The 16,397-nt window shown below is 69.2% G+C and carries 15 protein-coding genes; 8 read left to right on the forward strand and 7 right to left on the reverse strand.

The annotated features are described in order from the left end of the window. The first annotated feature begins 2 nt into the window (after nucleotides 1-2). The 5 genes from AC3WL7_RS13845 to AC3WL7_RS13865 all read left to right on the forward strand — a co-directional run bounded on the left by AC3WL7_RS13845 (nucleotide 3) and on the right by AC3WL7_RS13865 (nucleotide 5,272). The gene (locus AC3WL7_RS13845) at nucleotides 3-932 is read left to right on the forward strand and encodes a type II secretion system F family protein (protein WP_492750896.1); all 930 of its coding nucleotides are present in this window, start codon (nucleotides 3-5) and stop codon (nucleotides 930-932) included. Nucleotides 933-937: 5 nt separating this feature from the next. Beyond that, entirely contained in the window at nucleotides 938-1,819 is an 882-nt protein-coding gene (locus tag AC3WL7_RS13850; protein WP_492750898.1) for a tetratricopeptide repeat protein, read from the forward strand. After that, nucleotides 1,816-2,313, forward strand: coding sequence for a DUF3613 domain-containing protein (locus tag AC3WL7_RS13855; protein ID WP_492750900.1), 498 nt, complete (start codon nucleotides 1,816-1,818; stop codon nucleotides 2,311-2,313). Before AC3WL7_RS13850 ends, AC3WL7_RS13855 begins: the two co-directional genes overlap by 4 nt. 10 nt (nucleotides 2,314-2,323) lie before the next feature. Continuing rightward, nucleotides 2,324-4,468: a TadG family pilus assembly protein gene (locus tag AC3WL7_RS13860; protein ID WP_492750902.1), complete on the forward strand. Its 2,145-nt coding sequence runs from the start codon at nucleotides 2,324-2,326 to the stop codon at nucleotides 4,466-4,468. 99 nt (nucleotides 4,469-4,567) lie between these two features. Next, entirely contained in the window at nucleotides 4,568-5,272 is a 705-nt protein-coding gene (locus AC3WL7_RS13865; RefSeq protein WP_079222167.1) for a DUF2968 domain-containing protein, read from the forward strand. A gap of 50 nt (nucleotides 5,273-5,322) precedes the next feature. Here the strand turns inward: AC3WL7_RS13865 and AC3WL7_RS13870 are convergent, their stop codons facing one another. After that, entirely contained in the window at nucleotides 5,323-5,742 is a 420-nt protein-coding gene (locus tag AC3WL7_RS13870) for a hypothetical protein (RefSeq protein ID WP_492750905.1), read from the reverse strand. A 202-nt stretch (nucleotides 5,743-5,944) separates the two neighbouring features. Between AC3WL7_RS13870 and AC3WL7_RS13875 the strand changes: the two genes are divergently transcribed. Next, a complete protein-coding gene (locus tag AC3WL7_RS13875) occupies nucleotides 5,945-6,769 on the forward strand; it encodes an alpha/beta fold hydrolase (RefSeq protein ID WP_492750907.1) in 825 nt (274 codons plus the stop codon). A gap of 121 nt (nucleotides 6,770-6,890) precedes the next feature. On the opposite strand, the gene AC3WL7_RS13880 is transcribed toward AC3WL7_RS13875, so the two are convergent. The 6 genes from AC3WL7_RS13880 to AC3WL7_RS13905 all read right to left on the reverse strand — a co-directional run bounded on the left by AC3WL7_RS13880 (nucleotide 6,891) and on the right by AC3WL7_RS13905 (nucleotide 12,486). Next, complete coding sequence (locus AC3WL7_RS13880; RefSeq protein WP_492750909.1) at nucleotides 6,891-8,540, reverse strand: MFS transporter; 1,650 nt, start codon at nucleotides 8,538-8,540, stop codon at nucleotides 6,891-6,893. 52 nt (nucleotides 8,541-8,592) lie between these two features. Beyond that, a complete protein-coding gene (locus AC3WL7_RS13885; RefSeq protein ID WP_492750924.1) occupies nucleotides 8,593-10,440 on the reverse strand; it encodes an amidohydrolase in 1,848 nt (615 codons plus the stop codon). 119 nt (nucleotides 10,441-10,559) lie between these two features. Then, nucleotides 10,560-10,985 (reverse strand): DoxX family protein, encoded by a 426-nt coding sequence (locus AC3WL7_RS13890; RefSeq protein ID WP_079222172.1) that lies wholly within the window; start codon nucleotides 10,983-10,985, stop codon nucleotides 10,560-10,562. A gap of 2 nt (nucleotides 10,986-10,987) precedes the next feature. Beyond that, nucleotides 10,988-11,644: a hydrolase gene (locus tag AC3WL7_RS13895; RefSeq protein ID WP_492750912.1), complete on the reverse strand. Its 657-nt coding sequence runs from the start codon at nucleotides 11,642-11,644 to the stop codon at nucleotides 10,988-10,990. After that, entirely contained in the window at nucleotides 11,641-12,075 is a 435-nt protein-coding gene (locus AC3WL7_RS13900) for a helix-turn-helix transcriptional regulator (protein WP_079222174.1), read from the reverse strand. Before AC3WL7_RS13900 ends, AC3WL7_RS13895 begins: the two co-directional genes overlap by 4 nt. Before the next feature lie 78 nt (nucleotides 12,076-12,153). Beyond that, nucleotides 12,154-12,486, reverse strand: coding sequence for a hypothetical protein (locus AC3WL7_RS13905; RefSeq protein WP_108745828.1), 333 nt, complete (start codon nucleotides 12,484-12,486; stop codon nucleotides 12,154-12,156). Nucleotides 12,487-12,585: 99 nt separating this feature from the next. On the opposite strand from AC3WL7_RS13905, the gene AC3WL7_RS13910 reads away from it, so the two are divergent. Together AC3WL7_RS13910 and AC3WL7_RS13915 are read left to right on the forward strand one after the other, a co-directional pair. Then, the gene (locus tag AC3WL7_RS13910; RefSeq protein ID WP_492750915.1) at nucleotides 12,586-15,612 is read left to right on the forward strand and encodes a sensor histidine kinase; all 3,027 of its coding nucleotides are present in this window, start codon (nucleotides 12,586-12,588) and stop codon (nucleotides 15,610-15,612) included. Next, a complete protein-coding gene (locus tag AC3WL7_RS13915) occupies nucleotides 15,605-16,258 on the forward strand; it encodes a response regulator (RefSeq protein ID WP_108759709.1) in 654 nt (217 codons plus the stop codon). The genes AC3WL7_RS13910 and AC3WL7_RS13915 overlap by 8 nt, the downstream gene beginning before the upstream one ends. The last annotated feature ends 139 nt before the right edge of the window (nucleotides 16,259-16,397 follow it).

The following is a 16,397-nucleotide window of genomic DNA, read 5'->3' on the forward strand; positions in this document are numbered from 1 at the left end:
CAATGAGCGCCGCGACCTGGTGGATGCTGGCCCTGCTGGTGCTGGCCGCGGGCGTGGCCCTGCTCGGACTGGGCGGCTGGGTGCGCGGCAGCCGTGAAGCACGCACCAGTGCCACCCTGCAGACCGCCCTGCGCCCGCGTGACGCTGCGCCGCCGGACGCCGCGCCGGCACGCGATTCCCTGGGCTGGCTGCAGCAGCTCGGCCAACTGTTCACCGGCGGCCGCCTGGAGGCCGCCCTGCTGGCCAGCGAAGACCGGCTGCTGCTGGATCTGGCCGGCTGGAACACGCGGCGCGGCACCGCCATCTATCTCGCGCTGCGGCTGCTGCTGGCCGTGCTGGTACTGGTGGCTGCACTGGCCCTGAGTGATGCTACCGGGGCGTCACGCTTCATGGTGGTCATCGGTGCACTGGCTGCGGGCCTGCTGCTGCCCAAGTTCGCACTGTCCAGCTGGGTGGCGCGCCGGCGCCGCGCGGTATCCAACGAACTGCCGCTGCTGATCGACCTGCTGCGCCTGCTGCAGGGCGTGGGCTTCAGCATGGACCAGAGCCTGCAGACGCTGGGCGAGAAGCTGCGCGATGCACTCCCGGTGCTGGGCGGCGAGATCCATGAAGCCAACACCGCCTATTCGCTGGGCCGTACGCGCGCACAGTCGCTGCGCCGCCTCAGCGACGTCTATGGCGACGATGACCTGTCCAGCCTCGTGCAGCTGATCCTGCAGGTGCACGCGCATGGCGGTGCCGTGCAGGAACCGCTGCGCCAGTTCAGCGTCCGCCTGCGCGAGCAGCGCCGCAACACGCTGAAAGAAAAGGTCGGAAAGCTCTCGGTGAAGATGACCGTGGTGATGATGCTGACCCTGCTGCCGGCGCTGATGCTGGTGCTGGCCGGCCCTGCGCTGGTGGCGCTGGCCAATACCTTGACCAAGATGGGATGAACACCATGCCCGCACTTCGCCCCGCCTACCTGCTGTGTGCCCTGGCCGCGCTGGCCGGATGCGCCTCGACCACGCCGGCCTACCGGCAGGCGCCGAGCCTGGCCGAACCCACGCCGGCGCCGCAGGACAGCCGCAACACCTACCTGGAGCTGATCGCACGCATGCAGCAGCAGGGGGCATGGTTCGCCTCGCTGGCCCACGTGGATGCCTATCGCCAGCGCTTCGGCGATGCGCCCGCGCTGCGCCTGCTGCAGGCCGATGCACTGCGCGAAACCGGCCAGGCCGACGCCGCGGCCGACATCTACCGCAGCCTGGATTCCGGCCCACAGGCGGCCGCGGCCGCGCACGGCCTGGGGCTGATCGCCGCGCGCCGCAACGATGATGCCGCCAGCGAACAGGCCCTGGCACGGGCCACCCGCCTGCAGCCATTGAACACCGACTACCTCGGTGACCTGGGCTACGCACGCTTGCGTGCCGGCCAGCTGGACCAGGCGCGCGAACCACTGGCCAAGGCACTGGAGCTGCAGCCGGGCAATGCCAAGGCCACCGCCAACCTGGCGCTGTGGGCCGTGCTGCGCGGTGATGCCGCCACCGCCGAGCGCCTTGCGGCGCAGGCACAGCTCAGCCCGGACGTACAGCGCAACATCAGTGAACAGGCGCAGCAGATACGCGCGCGCTGGCAGCAACGCGACGCCGCGCGCAGCACGCAGGCCACCGCGCCCGTCGCAGCCGCGCGCAGCAGCATGCCCACCCGCGTTGCCGTGCCGGGCCGGATCGCCGCTGAAACCCCACGCAGCGAACGCGATGACCGGCTTGTCCCACGCCTCGCCCCTTCCATGCTTGAACGCTTCGGCAGCGCCGACCACCCCACCGGGAACACGCCATGACCGCCTCCACTTTCCTGTCCCGCCCCCGCATGGCCCTGGCCGCCAGCTGCCTGCTCTGGGCATCGGCAAGCAACGCGCAGTCGCCGCAGCCGCCGCTTACCGGGCAGATGATGGGCGGCCCCCTGCCCGCCGTGGCTGTGCCAGCGCCAGCGCCGCCGGTGCCCGTGCACACGCCAGCAGCGGCCGAGCCGCTGCCCACCGTCGATCTGACGGCGCCCGCGGTTGCGTCTGCAGCCAGTACCGCCAGCATGCAGGCCGCGCCGGTTGCCACCAGCAGCACCGCCGCCCTGGCACTGTCCGGCAACGGCGCCACCGTGCGCCACCTGTTCCAGCTGCAGGCCTCCGGCACCCAGGCGGGCACCCGCCTGCCGATGCTCGGCGACCAGGCCACGGCCAGCTATGCGCGCTACCTCAAGAGCTTCGAACACGAAATCCCGGACTTCTTCGAAACCGACGTGACGCGCGGCTCGGGCACGTCCGGCTCCAGCCGCTGAGGACTCGACCATGCGCCGTCCGCCACGCACCCTCACCTTCCACCAGCGCGGTGGCATGTCGGTCACCATGATGCTGGTGATGGCCGGGCTGGTGACGATGCTCGGCTTGGTCGAAGTGGGCTACCTGCTCTGGGCCAAGCGGGACGCGCAGAAGGTGGCCGACCTGGCCGCGCTGGCAGGCGCGCAGCGCCTGGACCTGTGCACCTCCGGCAACAGCGACAATACCGCCGCGCGGCAGAACGCGCTGCAGGAGAACCGGTTCGGCGGGCAACTGGATGTGCGCTGCGGCAACTGGAATGCCAACCATGCTACTGCCGATCACTTCATCGGTACCGTCAGCGTGGAGAATCCGCGCAATGCGGTGAAGGTGGTGGCGCAACGCAGCGTGCTGCCGTTCTTCGGCGCCCACGCACAGCTGCCCACGGTCAGCGCCCAGGCGGTGGCCAAGCGCACGGCACCGTCTGCGGTGTTCAGCGTCGGATCGCAGCTGCTGCGCACCAACGGCAACTCGCCGTTGATGGCCACCCTGCGCCTGGTCGGCCTGGATGTGAGCAACGCCACCGTGCTGTCCTACGACGGCCTGGCCCAGGTGAGCGTCACGCCGTCGGGCCTGCTGAAGGCACTGGGCATTCCGGTGGAGGCCAACCTGAGCGTGGCCGACTTCAACCGCCTGTTGTCGGTCAACAAGATCTCGCTGGCGCAGCTGGTCGACGCCACCGCCGTCGTGCTTGGCCGTGACAGTGCCGTGGCCGCGCAGCTGCGTGCGCTTGGCAGCCTGGTGTCGACCGGGCTGGACATCAACCAGGCCAACATCACCCTGGGCAGCCAGAACGGCGGCGGCGGCCTGTTCGCCGAGGTGATCGCGCCGGATGGCAGCATCGGCAGTGCGCTGGAATCGAAGATAAACGTGCTGGATCTGCTCAATACCGGCATCTCCATCGCCAACGACAACAACGGCGTGCAGGTGCGCGGGCTCAACCTGCTCGGCATCGACGTCAAGGCCGGCGTGATCGAGCCGCCGTCGATCGCCATCGGTGGCGTCGGCGCGCGTGCGTACAACGCCCAGGTGCGGCTGATGGTGGACGTCGACAGCAACCGCGTGCCTGCGGTCGGCGCGCTGCTGTCGCTGCTGGGCACGCGCCTGCACCTGCCGCTGCACGTGGACGTGACCAATGCGATGGGCACGCTGTCGTCGATCCAGTGCGGCGCCACGCCGCCCACCGCCACGGTCAAGGTGGACTCGTCGGTGCTGCGGGCCTGCGTCGGCAACGTCAACGCGGCCGATGTCTTCTCGAAGAACAACGTGTGCGACGCCACGCTGCAGAACGCGCAGCTGCTCACCCTGCTCGGCCAGCCACTCATCAACAACAGGATCACCCTGCCGGCGTTGACCGACAGCCAGAACCTGACCCTGGCCGCAGGCCAGACCGCCTCCACGCGCATCAATCAGCTGGCCGTGGGCGATACGGTGTCCACCCTGGTCAACGAGCTGCTGCGCGTGCTGTCCGGCATGCTCAGCGGCCCGAAGAGCGACCCCAAGCAGGCCGCTACCGCCCTGGCCGAACGCTACCTGGCCGCTGCGCATGCTCCGAACAGCCGCTACAACGTCGACAACGTCATCCCACTGCTGCGCGATGGCAGTCCGGCGCAGAACCTCGCCCCCCTGGGCGACTGGACCGTCACCAAAGGCGTGCCCCGGCTCTGCGTGCTGGGCCTCACCACGTGCTGGGAAGACGGATCGGTGTGGACCGGCTACCGCACGGCGGTCACCGGCCAGGGCCTGGGCCTGCTCGATGGTGCCCTCGGCGCGCTGCTGGGCGGCCTGCTGATCAACCGCTGCGACAGCCTCATCACCAACCTGGTCAGCTACAACAACTGCGTGCGCGACAACCTGGCCTCCTACATCCAGACCAAGCCCGGCGGTTTCAACGACCCCACCGGCGGCGATGGGGTCACCGGGCCCGGCAACGCGGTCAGCTGCTCGGGCCTGCTGTGCACCGTGCTTACGCCGATCCTGTCCGCGCTCAAGCCCGTGCTCAACAGCGTCGGCGCACTGCTGACCCAGGTCCTGGCCGATCTGCTGGGCCTGGAACTGGGCCGTACCGACGTCAGCATGCAGTCGATCCAGTGCAATGCCGCCCAGCTGGTGTATTGACCCCTGTCCGGTGCGGTTGGCGGCTGCTGCACCCATGCTAGACTCGCGGCGGGGAACCACATTCATTTCAACCACACTTCGTTCGTGGATGGTCTAGACATGCGAGAAACTTCAGGGGGCACCGTCTTCGCCCGGTATCCGCGCGGCGCGGCACTGCTGGCCATGGCCATGATCGTGGTGGCACCGCCGGCACTGGCAGCACGCGGCGATCGCGAAGCGGCGGCCGAACCGGTCCGCAGCGGGCCGGTGGTGCGCAATACGGTTGACGAACTCAAGCAGTTGATGGATGCCAACCAGCTCACCGAGCTGCGCACCACCTACAACGGCAACTACGGCGCCAGCCTGCTGTTCAATGCCAGCACCCTGACCTACTACGTGGCGCTGTTCCAGGAAAAGAACTTCTGGCGCGTCATCAAGACCGATGCGGTCGACAACGCCGAGCGCGTCTACCGCACCTTCGTGCAGCAGACCGAGCAGCTGGCCCAGGTCTACATCGACACCACCCGCCTCGAAGCAGGCAAGCGCTACACCGAGCGCCTGGTGTCCTACAACGAAGAGCGCCTGCGCACCCTGCAGCTGGAAATGGAGCAGCAGCAGGCACAGTCGGCCCAGGTCAGCGCCTCCCTGCAGCAGGCCCAGCAGCAGGCGGTCAGCCTGAGCACGGACGTGCAGAGCACCAACAACCAGCTCGATGCCCTGCAGCGCCGCATCCAGATCCTGCAGGCCGAACAGGGCAACCCGGAACTGAGCCTGCCGAAGGCCGGCGCTTCGGGCGCACCGGCGGCCGCCAGCGACGGCAACTGAGTCACCGGCACTGCACGCACGCAACGGCACCTTCGGGTGCCGTTGTTGCTTCAGGGTTGCTGGCAGGCCAGGCGCAGCGCGTCATCCAGCTGCCGCCGCTGCTGGTAATCCAGCCGACGCGCCCGCGTCATCCTCCGCGCCTGCTCGCGACGCGCCTGCTGACAGCCGGCGGGATCGCGTTCCAGCGTGATCAGCGCACCTTCGCTGCGGCTACTGCGGCCACGCGTGGCTCTACCGGGCGCACGGCCAGACCGCGTCGGCCGTGCCACACGCGAGGGTGCCACCTCGCCACTGCCACGCGGCTGCGCCGCCTCCGCCAGCACGTCCCAGCGCCATTCCGCGCGCCCCTGGCAGGGCGTCTGCTGGTAGACCGGGTGCGGCCCGTCCACGCATTTGTAGACATGGGTCTGGGCCTGCACCGCACCGGCCAGCAGCCACCCCACGATCATTCCCCACAGTGTCCTCTGCATGCCGCCTCCTCCCTGGCCTGGCGGACATCGTGGCCAGCATCGACCCGGTTCCGCCAGAGCGAAGCGCGTCATCGCGGCCTGTGACCGCCTGCCATCCATCGGACACAGGCGTGCAAGCCACGCGGTGGATCCTGCGCTGTACTGCCGGTACGCCGGCAGCGCGACCGCCGGTGTCTTTCCCCTACCGCCAAAGGAACCTCCAATGAGCAACTTCGTAACCGTCAAAGACGGCGCCCGCATCTTCTACAAGGACTGGGGCACCGGCCAGCCGATCGTGTTCGCGCATGGCTGGCCGCTGTCGTCCGACGCGTGGGACCCGCAGATGCTGTTCATGGGCCAGAACGGCTACCGCGTCATCGCCCATGACCGCCGCAGCCACGGCCGTTCCAGCCAGACCTGGGACGGCAACAACATGGACACCTACGCCGATGACCTGGCGGCGGTGATCGAAGCCCTCGACCTCAAGGACGCGATCCTGGTCGGCCACTCCACCGGTGGTGGCGAAGTGGCGCACTACATCGGCCGCCACGGCAGCAAGCGCGTGGCCAAGGTGGTGCTGGTCGGCGCCGTGCCGCCGCTGATGCTGAAGACCGATGCCAACCCGGCCGGCACCCCGCTGGACGTCTTCGACGGCATCCGCCAGGGCACCGGCGGTGACCGCTCGCAGTTCTTCAAGGACCTGACCACGCCGTTCTTCGGCGCCAACCGCGATGGCAACAGCGTCACCCAGGGCATGCGTGATTCGTTCTGGCTGCAGGGCATGCTCGGCGGCGTCAAGGGCCAGTACGACTGCGTGCACGAATTCTCGGAAGTGGATTACACCGAAGACCTGAAGAAGATCGACGTGCCGGCCCTGGTCGTGCATGGCGATGACGACCAGATCGTGCCGTTCGATGCCTCGGCCAAGCTGTCCTCGCAGATCATCAAGGATGCCGAACTGAAGGTCTACGCCGGCGCCCCGCACGGCCTGACCATCACCCACGCCGACCCGTTCAACGCCGACCTGCTGGCGTTCGCACGCAAGTAACGCGTGGCGGCGGCGCCGCAATGGCGCCGCCGCTCCTTCGGTAGTGCCGGCCGCTGGCCGGCAGCTCGCGCCCATCCATACCGCGGGCAGCCGGCCAGCGGCCGGCTCTACCACGTGCCGGTCAGATATCGCTGTGGTGGTGCGGAACGCCGGCTGCCGGCAGCGGGCCATGCCCGCCCACGAAATGCCGCACCACTGGCGCACGTTCGCCGCGATGCAGGCCGCGCAGCACTTCCTGGATCGCCTTGTCATCGGCGGTGATGCGTTCGTGCTGGCGCAGGTGCTCCAGCCACGAGGCAGTCACGAAATACTCCAGGTGGATCCCCGGCGTCGCCACATCCTCCACCACGCCCCAGACCACTGCACCATCGCGGCGACGGATCGTACCCAGCGCGCGCATCTGTGCGAGGAAGGCAGCGCGGTCAGCGGCATCGATGCGGTACTCCACCGTCACCAGCACCGGTCCACGGTCATGCGACACCGGCACCGACAGCTCGGGTGCGGGCCAGTGCCCGGCCGGGCGCAGGTTCAGTTCCTCGGTACCGGCAATGCGCACGCGCCAGACCAGCAGGCCACCGATCACCGCACCCGCAGCAGCCACCAGCAGCGCAAGCTCCGGCGAGGTGCGCTGCGCCAGCGCGCCCCAGCTCAGGCCACCGGCGGCCATGCCAGCCGAGAACACCATGATGTAAAGGGCCAATGCACGCGCGCGCACCCATGCCGGCACCGCGGTCTGCGCAGCGATCTGCAGCGAGGACAGCACGGTGATCCAGGCAAAGCCATTGACCAGCATCACCAGCGGCAGCACGAACCAGCTGCGGGTCAACGCCAGGCCGACCAGGCTTGCCGCCAGCGCCAGGGTCGCCAGCAGCACCAGCAGGTCGCGGTCGAGCTTCGCACGCAGCTTGGGCAGCAGCAGCGCGCCGCCCACTGCACCAATGCCGATGCAGCCCAGCAGGATGCCGTACTGCCCTGCCCCGCCGTGCATCTGGCCACGGACCACCACCGGCAGCATCGCGTTCATCGCTGCAGCAAAGAAGAAGAAGCCAACCGATTTGATCAGCACTGCCTGCAGGCGCCCGGCACGGCTGGCATAGCGCAGGCCGGCCTTCAGGCCAGCGCCGAACCCTTCAGGCGGCAGGCTCGAAGCCTTCGGATCGCGCTTCCAGCCCCACACCACGAACAACATCGCCGCGAACGTGATGGCATTGAAGCCGAATGCCCAGACCGCGCCCAGCTGCGCCACGATGACGCCACCGATGGCCGGGCCGATCGACCGGGCGATGTTGATGCCGATCGAGTTCAGCGCCACCGCCGAGGCCAGCATCGGTTGCGGCACCAGCTCGGAGACGATGGCGGCCTGTGCGGGCATCGCCATCGCCGCGCCGCAGCCCATGCAGAAGGTCAGCACCACCAGCAGGTTCGGGCTCAGGTGGCCGGTGGCGGTCAGCGCTGCCATCACCGCCGCCACCAGCAGCATCCAGCCCTGGGTGAACAACAGGTACCTGCGGCGGTCGACGATGTCGGCCAGCGTGCCGGCGACCAGCGCCAGCAGCACGATGGGCACCGTGGTGGCCGACTGCACCAGGGCCACCATCAGCGGCGAACCGGTGCGTTCGGCCATCACCCAGGCGGCGGCAACATCATTGACCCAGGTGCCGATGTTGCTGGCCAGGATGGCCAGCCACAGTGCGCGGAACATGCTGATCTTCAGCGGGGACCAGGCACCGGCAGTCTGTGCGGGTGCCTGCGGCGGGGGTGCGTTCACCATGGCCTTGCTCCAACGATCGATGCGTCCACCGTGCCCGCGGCACCGGCGTGGTTCAGAACGCGAAACATGAGCATCCCATCGCACCCCAGAACGCGGTCAGGTCATCGGTGGGCGCGGCGTGCTGCGCGGCATGGCCGTGCGCGCCGTGGGTGCCGCAGGCCACGCCGTGATGATGACGGTGGGCGGCGGCCAGGCCGGTGGCGATGCCGCCGACGTGGTAGCCACCGAATCTGTTGACCGGCGACCAGTCCGGCATCGCCGGCGGCAGCTGCGGGGCCAGGCCAGCGTAGTCACCATCGGCATGCACGATGCGGCCACCGACCACGGTCAGCAGGCTGGTGATGTCGGCGATCTGCGCATCATCGACACGGAAGAAGTCGGCCGACAGCAGGATGAAGTCAGCCAGCTGGCCTTGCTTCAGCGTGCCCTTCACGGCTTCGTCGCCGGAGAACCACGCGCTGCCCTGCGTCCACAGGCGCAGGGCCTGTTCGCGCTCCAGCAGGTTCTCGTCGCCATACAGCGCCAGGCCACCGACGGTACGCCCGGTCACCAGCCACGACAGTGCTACCCAGGGGTTGTAGCTGGCCACGCGGGTGGCATCGGTACCGGCACCCACCGGCACGCCTTCGGCCAGCATGCGCTTGACCGGCGGCGTGTGCCGCGCGGCCTGCACGCCGTAGCGCTCGACGAACGCCTCGCCCTGGTAGGCCATGCGGTGCTGCACGGCGATGCCGCCGCCCAGCGCACGGATGCGCTCGATGTTGCGCGGGGTGATGGTTTCGGCGTGGTCGATGAACCAGCGCAGCCCGTCGAACGGGATTTCGCGGTTCACCTGCTCGTAGACGTCGAGGATGCGGGTGATGCTCTCGTCATACGTGGCGTGGATGCGGAATGGCCAGCGTTTCTGCACCAGCAGCTTGACCACATCGTGCAGTTCGGGCTCCAGCTCCGGCGGCAGTTCCGGGCGCGGTTCGTTGAACAGCTCGAAATCGGCTGCCGAGAACACCAGCATTTCGCCGGCCCCGTTGTGGCGCAGCAGATCATCGCCCTGGCGCGGCTGCAGGATTTCGCTCCATCCGCGGAAATCGTTGACCTCGTTGCCCTTGTTCTGGGTGAACAGGTTGTAGGCGATGCGTACGGTCAGCTGGTCATCGCGATGCAGCTGCTCGATGACCTGGTAGTCCTCGGGGTAATTCTGGAAGCCACCACCGGCATCGATCACCGAGGTGATGCCCAGGCGGTTCAACTCGCGCATGAAGTGGCGGGTGGAATTGGACTGGTACTCGATCGGCAGGCGCGGGCCCTTGGCCAGCGTCGCGTACAGGATGAGCGCGTTGGGCTTGGCCAGCAGCAGCCCAGTCGGGTTGCCCAGCGAGTCGCGCACGATCTGGCCGCCCGGTGGGTCCGGTGTTTCCTTGGTGTAGCCACAGGCACGCAGCGCCGCGCGGTTGAGCAGCGCGCGGTCGTACAGGTGCAGCAGGAACACCGGCGTGTCCGGTGCGATGTCGTTGAGTTCCTGCAGCGTCGGCAGGCGCTTCTCGTTGAACTGCGCGGCAGTGAAACCACCGACCACGCGCACCCATTGCGGCGCCGGGGTGCGGTCGACCTGGGCCTTCAGCATGGCCATGGCATCGGCCAGCGAGCGCAGGCCGTCCCAGCGCAGCTCCAGGTTGTAGTTCAGGCCACCGCGGATCAGGTGGGTGTGGCTGTCATTGAGGCCCGGCACAATGCGGCGGCCCTGCGCGTCGAGGATGGTGGCCTCGTTGCCCCACTCGCGCATGATCTGCTCGTCGCTGCCGACAGCGGCAATGCGGCCGTTCTGCACGGCCAGCGCCTGCGCATGCGGCTGCTGCGGGTCCAGGGTGGTGATGCGGGCGTTTCTGATGACCAGCGTGCTCATGCGACGCTCCTTCGGTATGGAATCGATGGCCGCAGCGGCACCGCCGGCCAGCCCCAGCGCCATCGCGGCGCCGCTGGCCAGCACGACGTTGCGTCGGCCAGGGTCGAGGGGGGAAGAACTCATGCAATGTCTCCAGCACGCGCCAGGCCATCGAGCGCCCAGGCGCCCGGACCGGCCAAGGCGATCGCCAGCAGTGCCAGCGTCCACATCAACGGGTATTCGGTGCCGCCACGCATCCAGAACCAGCCCTTGGGCAGGGCCAGCAGCGCGGTGAAGGCAATGAACGCGGCCGCGAGCAGCGCCGCACCACGGGTCTGCCAGCCCAGCAGCACAGCCAGCCCGGACGCGACCTGCAGCAACGCCAGCAACAGCGGCAGCGGGGCCACCGCTGGCAGGCCGAAGCCACGCAGTTCTCCGGCAAACCCGGCCAGGCCAGGGCCACCGAACCAGCCGAACAGTTTGCCAAGCGCATGTGGCAGCAGGAAGCCTCCCGCTGCCACGCGCAGGATCAGCAGGGCAAGGTCCAGGCCGTGCCCGCTGTCCATGTTCAGTGGCCGCCTTCCTGCGCGCCGAACATGGTCTTGGCGTACTGGATGCCGATGCCGTAGCCGCCGGCGTGGTCGCGGGCGATGCCGGTGGTCAGGCCATAGGTCTCGCCGCGTGCCCAGTCGCGCTGCAGTTCCAGCAGGTACTGCACGCTGGTGATCGGGCGCGCGCCGGCCTGCACCATGCGGGTGATGGCACGCTCGTGCGCTTCGTCGCTGACATCGCCGCAGGCATCGGTGATCACGTAGACCTCGAAGCCCTGCTCCAGCGCCGACAGGGTCGGGCCGACGATGCACACGCTGGTCCACAGGCCCGCCAGCACCAGGCGCTGCTTGCCGATGCGGTTGATCTCATCGATCACCGGCTGGTCTTCCCAGGTATTCATCGAGGTGCGGTCGAACACGGCCTGGCCGGGGAAGATCTCCGGCAGTTCCGGGAACATCGGGCCGGAGAACGACTGCTCGGCAACCGTGGTCAGCACCACCGGCACGTTGAAGCCCTTGGCGCCCTTGCTGATCAGCGACACGTTGTTGCGCAGCGCGGAGATATCGATGGTGTGGGTGGCGAACGCCATCTGCGACTGGAAGTCGATCAGCACCAGGGCGTGGTCGGTCGGGGAAAGCAGGCCCTTGGCAGGCGTGGCGGTAGCGGTGGTCATGGGTGGGTTCCAGTAGTGGGCGGGGCAACAGAAGAGGGATGGACAGCGGGCAGGTGCAGCGCGGCATCACCGGCGAGGTACTGGCCGGGGCTGCACCCGGTCTCGGCACGGAAGCTGCGGACGAAATGGCTCTGGTCGAAGAAGCCCAGGTGCTGGGCCAGGCGGGACATCGGCTGGTCCGCGGCCGGCAGCAGCTGCCGCGCGCGTTCGATGCGGCGGCGGCGCAGATAGCGCAGCGGGCTCGCACCGGTGCCGGTGCGGAACAGCCGCACGAGGTGGAAACGGCTCACGCACGCGACTTCGGCCAGCTCGGTCACCCGCAGCGGCTGCGACAGGTGCGCATCGATGTAGTGCAGTGCGCGCTGCAGGGCGGCAGCCTGGTGCGGCGCCAGCGCGGCGGCAAGGACGACGGGCGGTGTAGCTTCGGCCATGACAGAGCACCGCGACGGGGTGTCCCATGGTGCGGTGGACGGCGCTGGCGCCGTACCCCCGTCGGTCGTGGCTGCCACTCACCCATTCGGGGGAGGCCGCCGGCCCAGCCGGCGCCGGCCGAACTGCCGCGCATCCAGCGAATAGGCGCCCGGCCCCAGCAGCAGCAAGGCCAGCGGCAGCGCCAGCAGCGGCAATGCCGCGCCCTGCAGCCACAGCCCGGCACAGGCCAGCCCGGCCGACAGCGGGGTCAGCCAGCCCAGTACCAGCAGTGCCACGCCGAGCGCGCACAGCACCACCAGCCCGCCGTCATGCAGGCCTGGCGCGCACAACGCACCGGCCAGGCACAGGCGCAGCCAGAGCAGGCCCAGCCCGGGCCCGCGATCAGGGAACATCACGAACAGCCGCTGCATCCTCAGCCTCCGCCACTCCATTGCCGGCGTGATAGCTGATCCGGCGGCCACCGCGCCTACCCCGTTCGGGTCACCCTGGCCTGCCCCGCACCTGCCAGAATGCTGCCCATGCGTGGCCGCCCCTTCCCCTTCCTGCGTCGACTGTCGGCGCTGCTGACGTGCCTGCTGCTGATCGCCCTGCCCGCCTTCGCCGAGCAGCGCCCGGTCGTGGCCAACGGCATGCCCGGCTACCAGCACACGGCATGGCGGGTGGGCCAGGGGGCGCCCGGCGACATCTGGGACATCGCCCAGGACCACCAGGGCATGCTGTGGCTTGCGACCGGTTCGGGGCTGTACCGCTTCGACGGCCGTCGCTTCGAACGACAGCCGGCACCGGCCGGTTCCGCGTTCCCGTCCACCAACATGGTCAGCCTGGCCCTGGATGCCGACGACAGCCTGTGGATCGGCTACTTCCAGGCCGGCATCAGCCAGCTCTCTGCGGCGCACCTGCGCAGCTTCGGCCGTGGCCAGGGCGTGCCAACGGGCGTGGTGCCCCACTTCAGCCGTGACCGCGATGGCCACCTGTGGGCGGCCATCAACGGTGGCCTGCGCTGGTTCGATGGCCTGCACTGGCGTGCGTTGCCCGTCGGCAGCGGCGTTCCCGAGCGCCGCGTGCAGTGGCTGCTGCATGACCGCCACGGCACGTTCTGGGTGCTGGCCGACCTGAAGGTCTGGCGACGGCCAGCCGGTGCCAGCACGTTCGAGGACACCGGGATTGCCGTCTCGCAGATGGCCTCGCTGGCGGAAAGCCCGCGCGGCGAGATCTGGCTGGCCGACCGCAACCGGGGCACCTCGCCACTGGCCAACGCGCAGGGCCTGCTGCCTGCCGCCGAGCGCGAGGCGCGGCGCCTGCCCGAGCTGGTCGCAGCGCGCCTGCAGTTCACTGCCGATGGCGCGCTGTGGGCCACCATGAGCCCGCACGGCGGCGTGGCAAGGGTCACCTTCGAAGGTGACCAGGCCACGCACATGGAGCGTTTCGATACGCCGCAGGGCCTGACCGCGACGTCGGCGGTGCCGGTCCTCCTCGACCGCGAAGGCAATCTCTGGGTCGGCACCAACCTCGGCCTCAACCGCTTCCGCGCGCGCAGCGTGCAGGCCCTGGCGGCCGGCCCCACCGATCCCTACCGCTCGCTGGTACGTGCCAGCGACGGGCGCGTGTATGGCTATGGCGAGGATCTGAAACCCTACGACCTGCGCCGCTCACTGCTGGGCGAGCGCGCCGCGCAGCTGCAGGAGGCCGCGCGCCAGGCGCCGACACCGCTGTGGCAGTTCGACTGGATCAACCTGGTCCGCACCGTCAACGGCCACGCGACCCGCATTCCGTCGCCAGCCCCGTACACCGGTCAATCCCTGCAGGCGGTGCTGTTCCCCAACGACGAGGAAGCCTGGGCCTGTGTCGGCGAGCGCGGCGTCCTGCACTACCAGCATGCGCAGTGGTACCGCCAGGCGCGCCTGCCCGAGCAGGCATGTTCGACGATGGCGATGGGCAGCGATGGCGCCCTGCTGCTGGGCTATGCCGATGGCCGCCTGCGGCGCATGGATGCCAGCGGCGTGGCGACCTTCGATGCGCGCCAGGGCCTCGCCGTCGGGCCGGTGACCGCCCTGCTGCAGGACCAGGACATGCTGCTGGTGGCCGGCGAAGCCGGGCTGGCCGCGCGCATCGGCGAGGCCCCCTTCAGCGAAGTGCGCACGGATATGGCGGGCGTGCTGGAAGGCATCACCGGCATGGTCGCCGATGCACACGGGCGGCTCTGGCTCAATGGCAGCCGCGGGCTTGTGCGACTGGACCGCACGGCCCTGCGCGATGCTGTACGCAGCCATCAACCGGTGGCACCGCGGCTGTTCGATGCCGTGGACGGCATGCCTGGCATCGCCCTGCAGAGCGGCCCGATCCCCACGGCCGTCCAGGCCGCCGACGGCCTGCTCTGGCTGGCCACCAACCAGGGGTTGGCATGGCTGGACACCAACGCCGCGCACCGCAACACCCTGGCACCCGGCGTCCGCATCGGCGATGTGCTCTACGGCGCCACCCAGGCACCGCTGCGGGAAGGATTGCGCCTGCCAGCCGGCACCACCCAGCTGCAGATCGACTATGTGGCGCTGTCGCTGGCCCGCCCGGAACGCAACCGCTATCGCTACCGGCTGACCGGCGTGGACGAGGGTTGGCAGGACGCCGGCAGCAGCACCCGTGCCTACTACACCAACCTGGCCCCGGGCACGTACCGCTTCGATGTGGAGGCGGCCAACGAAGACGGCGTCTGGAGTACGGCGCCGGCCAGCCGAACCTTCAGCATCGCCGCCACGTTCGTGCAGACGGTCTGGTTCAAGCTGCTGTGCGCTGCGCTGCTGCTGGCGGCGCTGGTACTGGCCGTGCGCATCCGAAGCGGCCAGCTGGCCGCGCTGTTCCGTGCCCGCCTGCAGGAACGCCACGGAGAACGCGAGCGCATCGCGCGCGACCTGCACGACACCCTGCTGCAGGGCAGCCAGGGACTGATCCTGCGCCTGCACGCCATCAGCCAATCGGCGCAGACGCCGGACAGCGTGCGCACCCAGCTGGAATCGGCAATGCAGCTGGCAGAGCGCAACCTCGCCGAGGGCCGCGAACGGGTCAACGCGCTGCGGGATGGTCCGTTCGCCGGCCGTGACCTGGCCACCGCGCTGGCCGACGTGCACGCCGAATACGCCGGCCAGGGCACCAACCCGCTGCGGCTGACCGTGGAGGGCACACCGCCGCCGCTGCAACCCGATGCGGTGGAAGAGGTGTTCCTGATCGGCCGCGAAGCGATCCGCAACGCATTGCGCCATGCCGAGGCCAGCGCCATCGAAGTGGAACTGTCCTACGGCAGCCGTTGTTTCCTGCTGCACGTGCGCGATGACGGCGTGGGCATCGCCGACGACGATGCCGGCCATGGCCACTGGGGCCTGCAGGGCATGCGCGAACGCGCGCAACGCCTGGGTGCCGAACTGCAGCTGTGGACCCGCCCGGGACTGGGCACCGAAGTGGCGCTGGCGGTCCCCGCACGGCGCCTGTATCACCGCCGGCCGCCGCGTTGGCGCTGGCCCTGGAGCAGAAAACGCGATGACTGAATCCCCTTCCCCGATCGGCGTGCTGGTGGTTGATGACCACCCCCTGCTGCGCGACGGCCTGGCCGCCCTGCTCGGCGCGCAACCGGACCTGCGCCTGCTGGGCGAAGCCGCCGATGGCGAAGAAGCGATCGCGCGCTACCAGGAACTGCAGCCAGACGTGGTGCTGATGGACCTGCAGATGCCGCGCCTGGACGGCGTGGAAGCGATCGTGCGGATCCGTGCACTGGATCCGCGCGCACGCATCATCGTGCTGACCACCTACCGCGGCGATGTGCGCGCGGTACGTGCGCTGCAGGCCGGTGCCAGCGCCTACCTGCTCAAGGACATGCTGCGCCACGAGCTGGTGGACACGATCCGCACGGTGGCTGGCGGCCGGCGCGCCGCGATTCCACCGGCCGTGGCAGCGAGCATTGCCGCGCACGTGGTGGAGGACCGGCTGTCGCCGCGCGAGACGGAGGTGCTGCGGCACGTGGCCGGCGGCCTGTCGAACAAGCGCATTGGCGAGCGGATGCAGATATCCGAGCAGACGGTGAAGGCGCACATGAAGAGCCTGATGGACAAGCTGGGCGTGGGTGATCGCACGCATGCGGTGACGCAGGCGCTGCGTCGCGGGATCATCAGCCTGGATGACACCGGCCACGATTGAAGGTGGGGTTTTCTGCAGGGCTTGCAGCCCTGCACCTGCAGAAGCAACGTCAACGTCAAAACCCTGCATTCCGTGGGATGGCGGGGCACTGTGGGTTTGCGGGGACGCCGTAAACCCATCCATGGGGGCTTGGTCGCCG

The sequence above is a fragment of the Stenotrophomonas sp. FW305-3-2-15-E-LB1 genome (assembly GCF_058787375.1).

Bases quoted from the DNA above. Each gene is read 5' to 3' on its own strand.
- AC3WL7_RS13895 (WP_492750912.1), bottom strand. From the start codon at position 11,644: ATGACCACCGCTACCGCCACGCCTGCCAAGGGCCTGCTTTCCCCGACC.
- AC3WL7_RS13910 (WP_492750915.1), top strand. From the start codon at position 12,586: ATGCTGCCCATGCGTGGCCGCCCCTTCCCCTTCCTGCGTCGACTGTCG.
- AC3WL7_RS13905 (WP_108745828.1), bottom strand. From the start codon at position 12,486: ATGCAGCGGCTGTTCGTGATGTTCCCTGATCGCGGGCCCGGGCTGGGC.
- AC3WL7_RS13865 (WP_079222167.1), top strand. From the start codon at position 4,568: ATGCGAGAAACTTCAGGGGGCACCGTCTTCGCCCGGTATCCGCGCGGC.
- AC3WL7_RS13890 (WP_079222172.1), bottom strand. From the start codon at position 10,985: ATGGACAGCGGGCACGGCCTGGACCTTGCCCTGCTGATCCTGCGCGTG.
- AC3WL7_RS13885 (WP_492750924.1), bottom strand. From the start codon at position 10,440: ATGAGCACGCTGGTCATCAGAAACGCCCGCATCACCACCCTGGACCCG.
- AC3WL7_RS13875 (WP_492750907.1), top strand. From the start codon at position 5,945: ATGAGCAACTTCGTAACCGTCAAAGACGGCGCCCGCATCTTCTACAAG.
- AC3WL7_RS13915 (WP_108759709.1), top strand. From the start codon at position 15,605: ATGACTGAATCCCCTTCCCCGATCGGCGTGCTGGTGGTTGATGACCAC.
- AC3WL7_RS13870 (WP_492750905.1), bottom strand. From the start codon at position 5,742: ATGCAGAGGACACTGTGGGGAATGATCGTGGGGTGGCTGCTGGCCGGT.
- AC3WL7_RS13850 (WP_492750898.1), top strand. From the start codon at position 938: ATGCCCGCACTTCGCCCCGCCTACCTGCTGTGTGCCCTGGCCGCGCTG.
- AC3WL7_RS13880 (WP_492750909.1), bottom strand. From the start codon at position 8,540: ATGGTGAACGCACCCCCGCCGCAGGCACCCGCACAGACTGCCGGTGCC.
- AC3WL7_RS13845 (WP_492750896.1), top strand. From the start codon at position 3: ATGAGCGCCGCGACCTGGTGGATGCTGGCCCTGCTGGTGCTGGCCGCG.
- AC3WL7_RS13860 (WP_492750902.1), top strand. From the start codon at position 2,324: ATGCGCCGTCCGCCACGCACCCTCACCTTCCACCAGCGCGGTGGCATG.
- AC3WL7_RS13900 (WP_079222174.1), bottom strand. From the start codon at position 12,075: ATGGCCGAAGCTACACCGCCCGTCGTCCTTGCCGCCGCGCTGGCGCCG.
- AC3WL7_RS13855 (WP_492750900.1), top strand. From the start codon at position 1,816: ATGACCGCCTCCACTTTCCTGTCCCGCCCCCGCATGGCCCTGGCCGCC.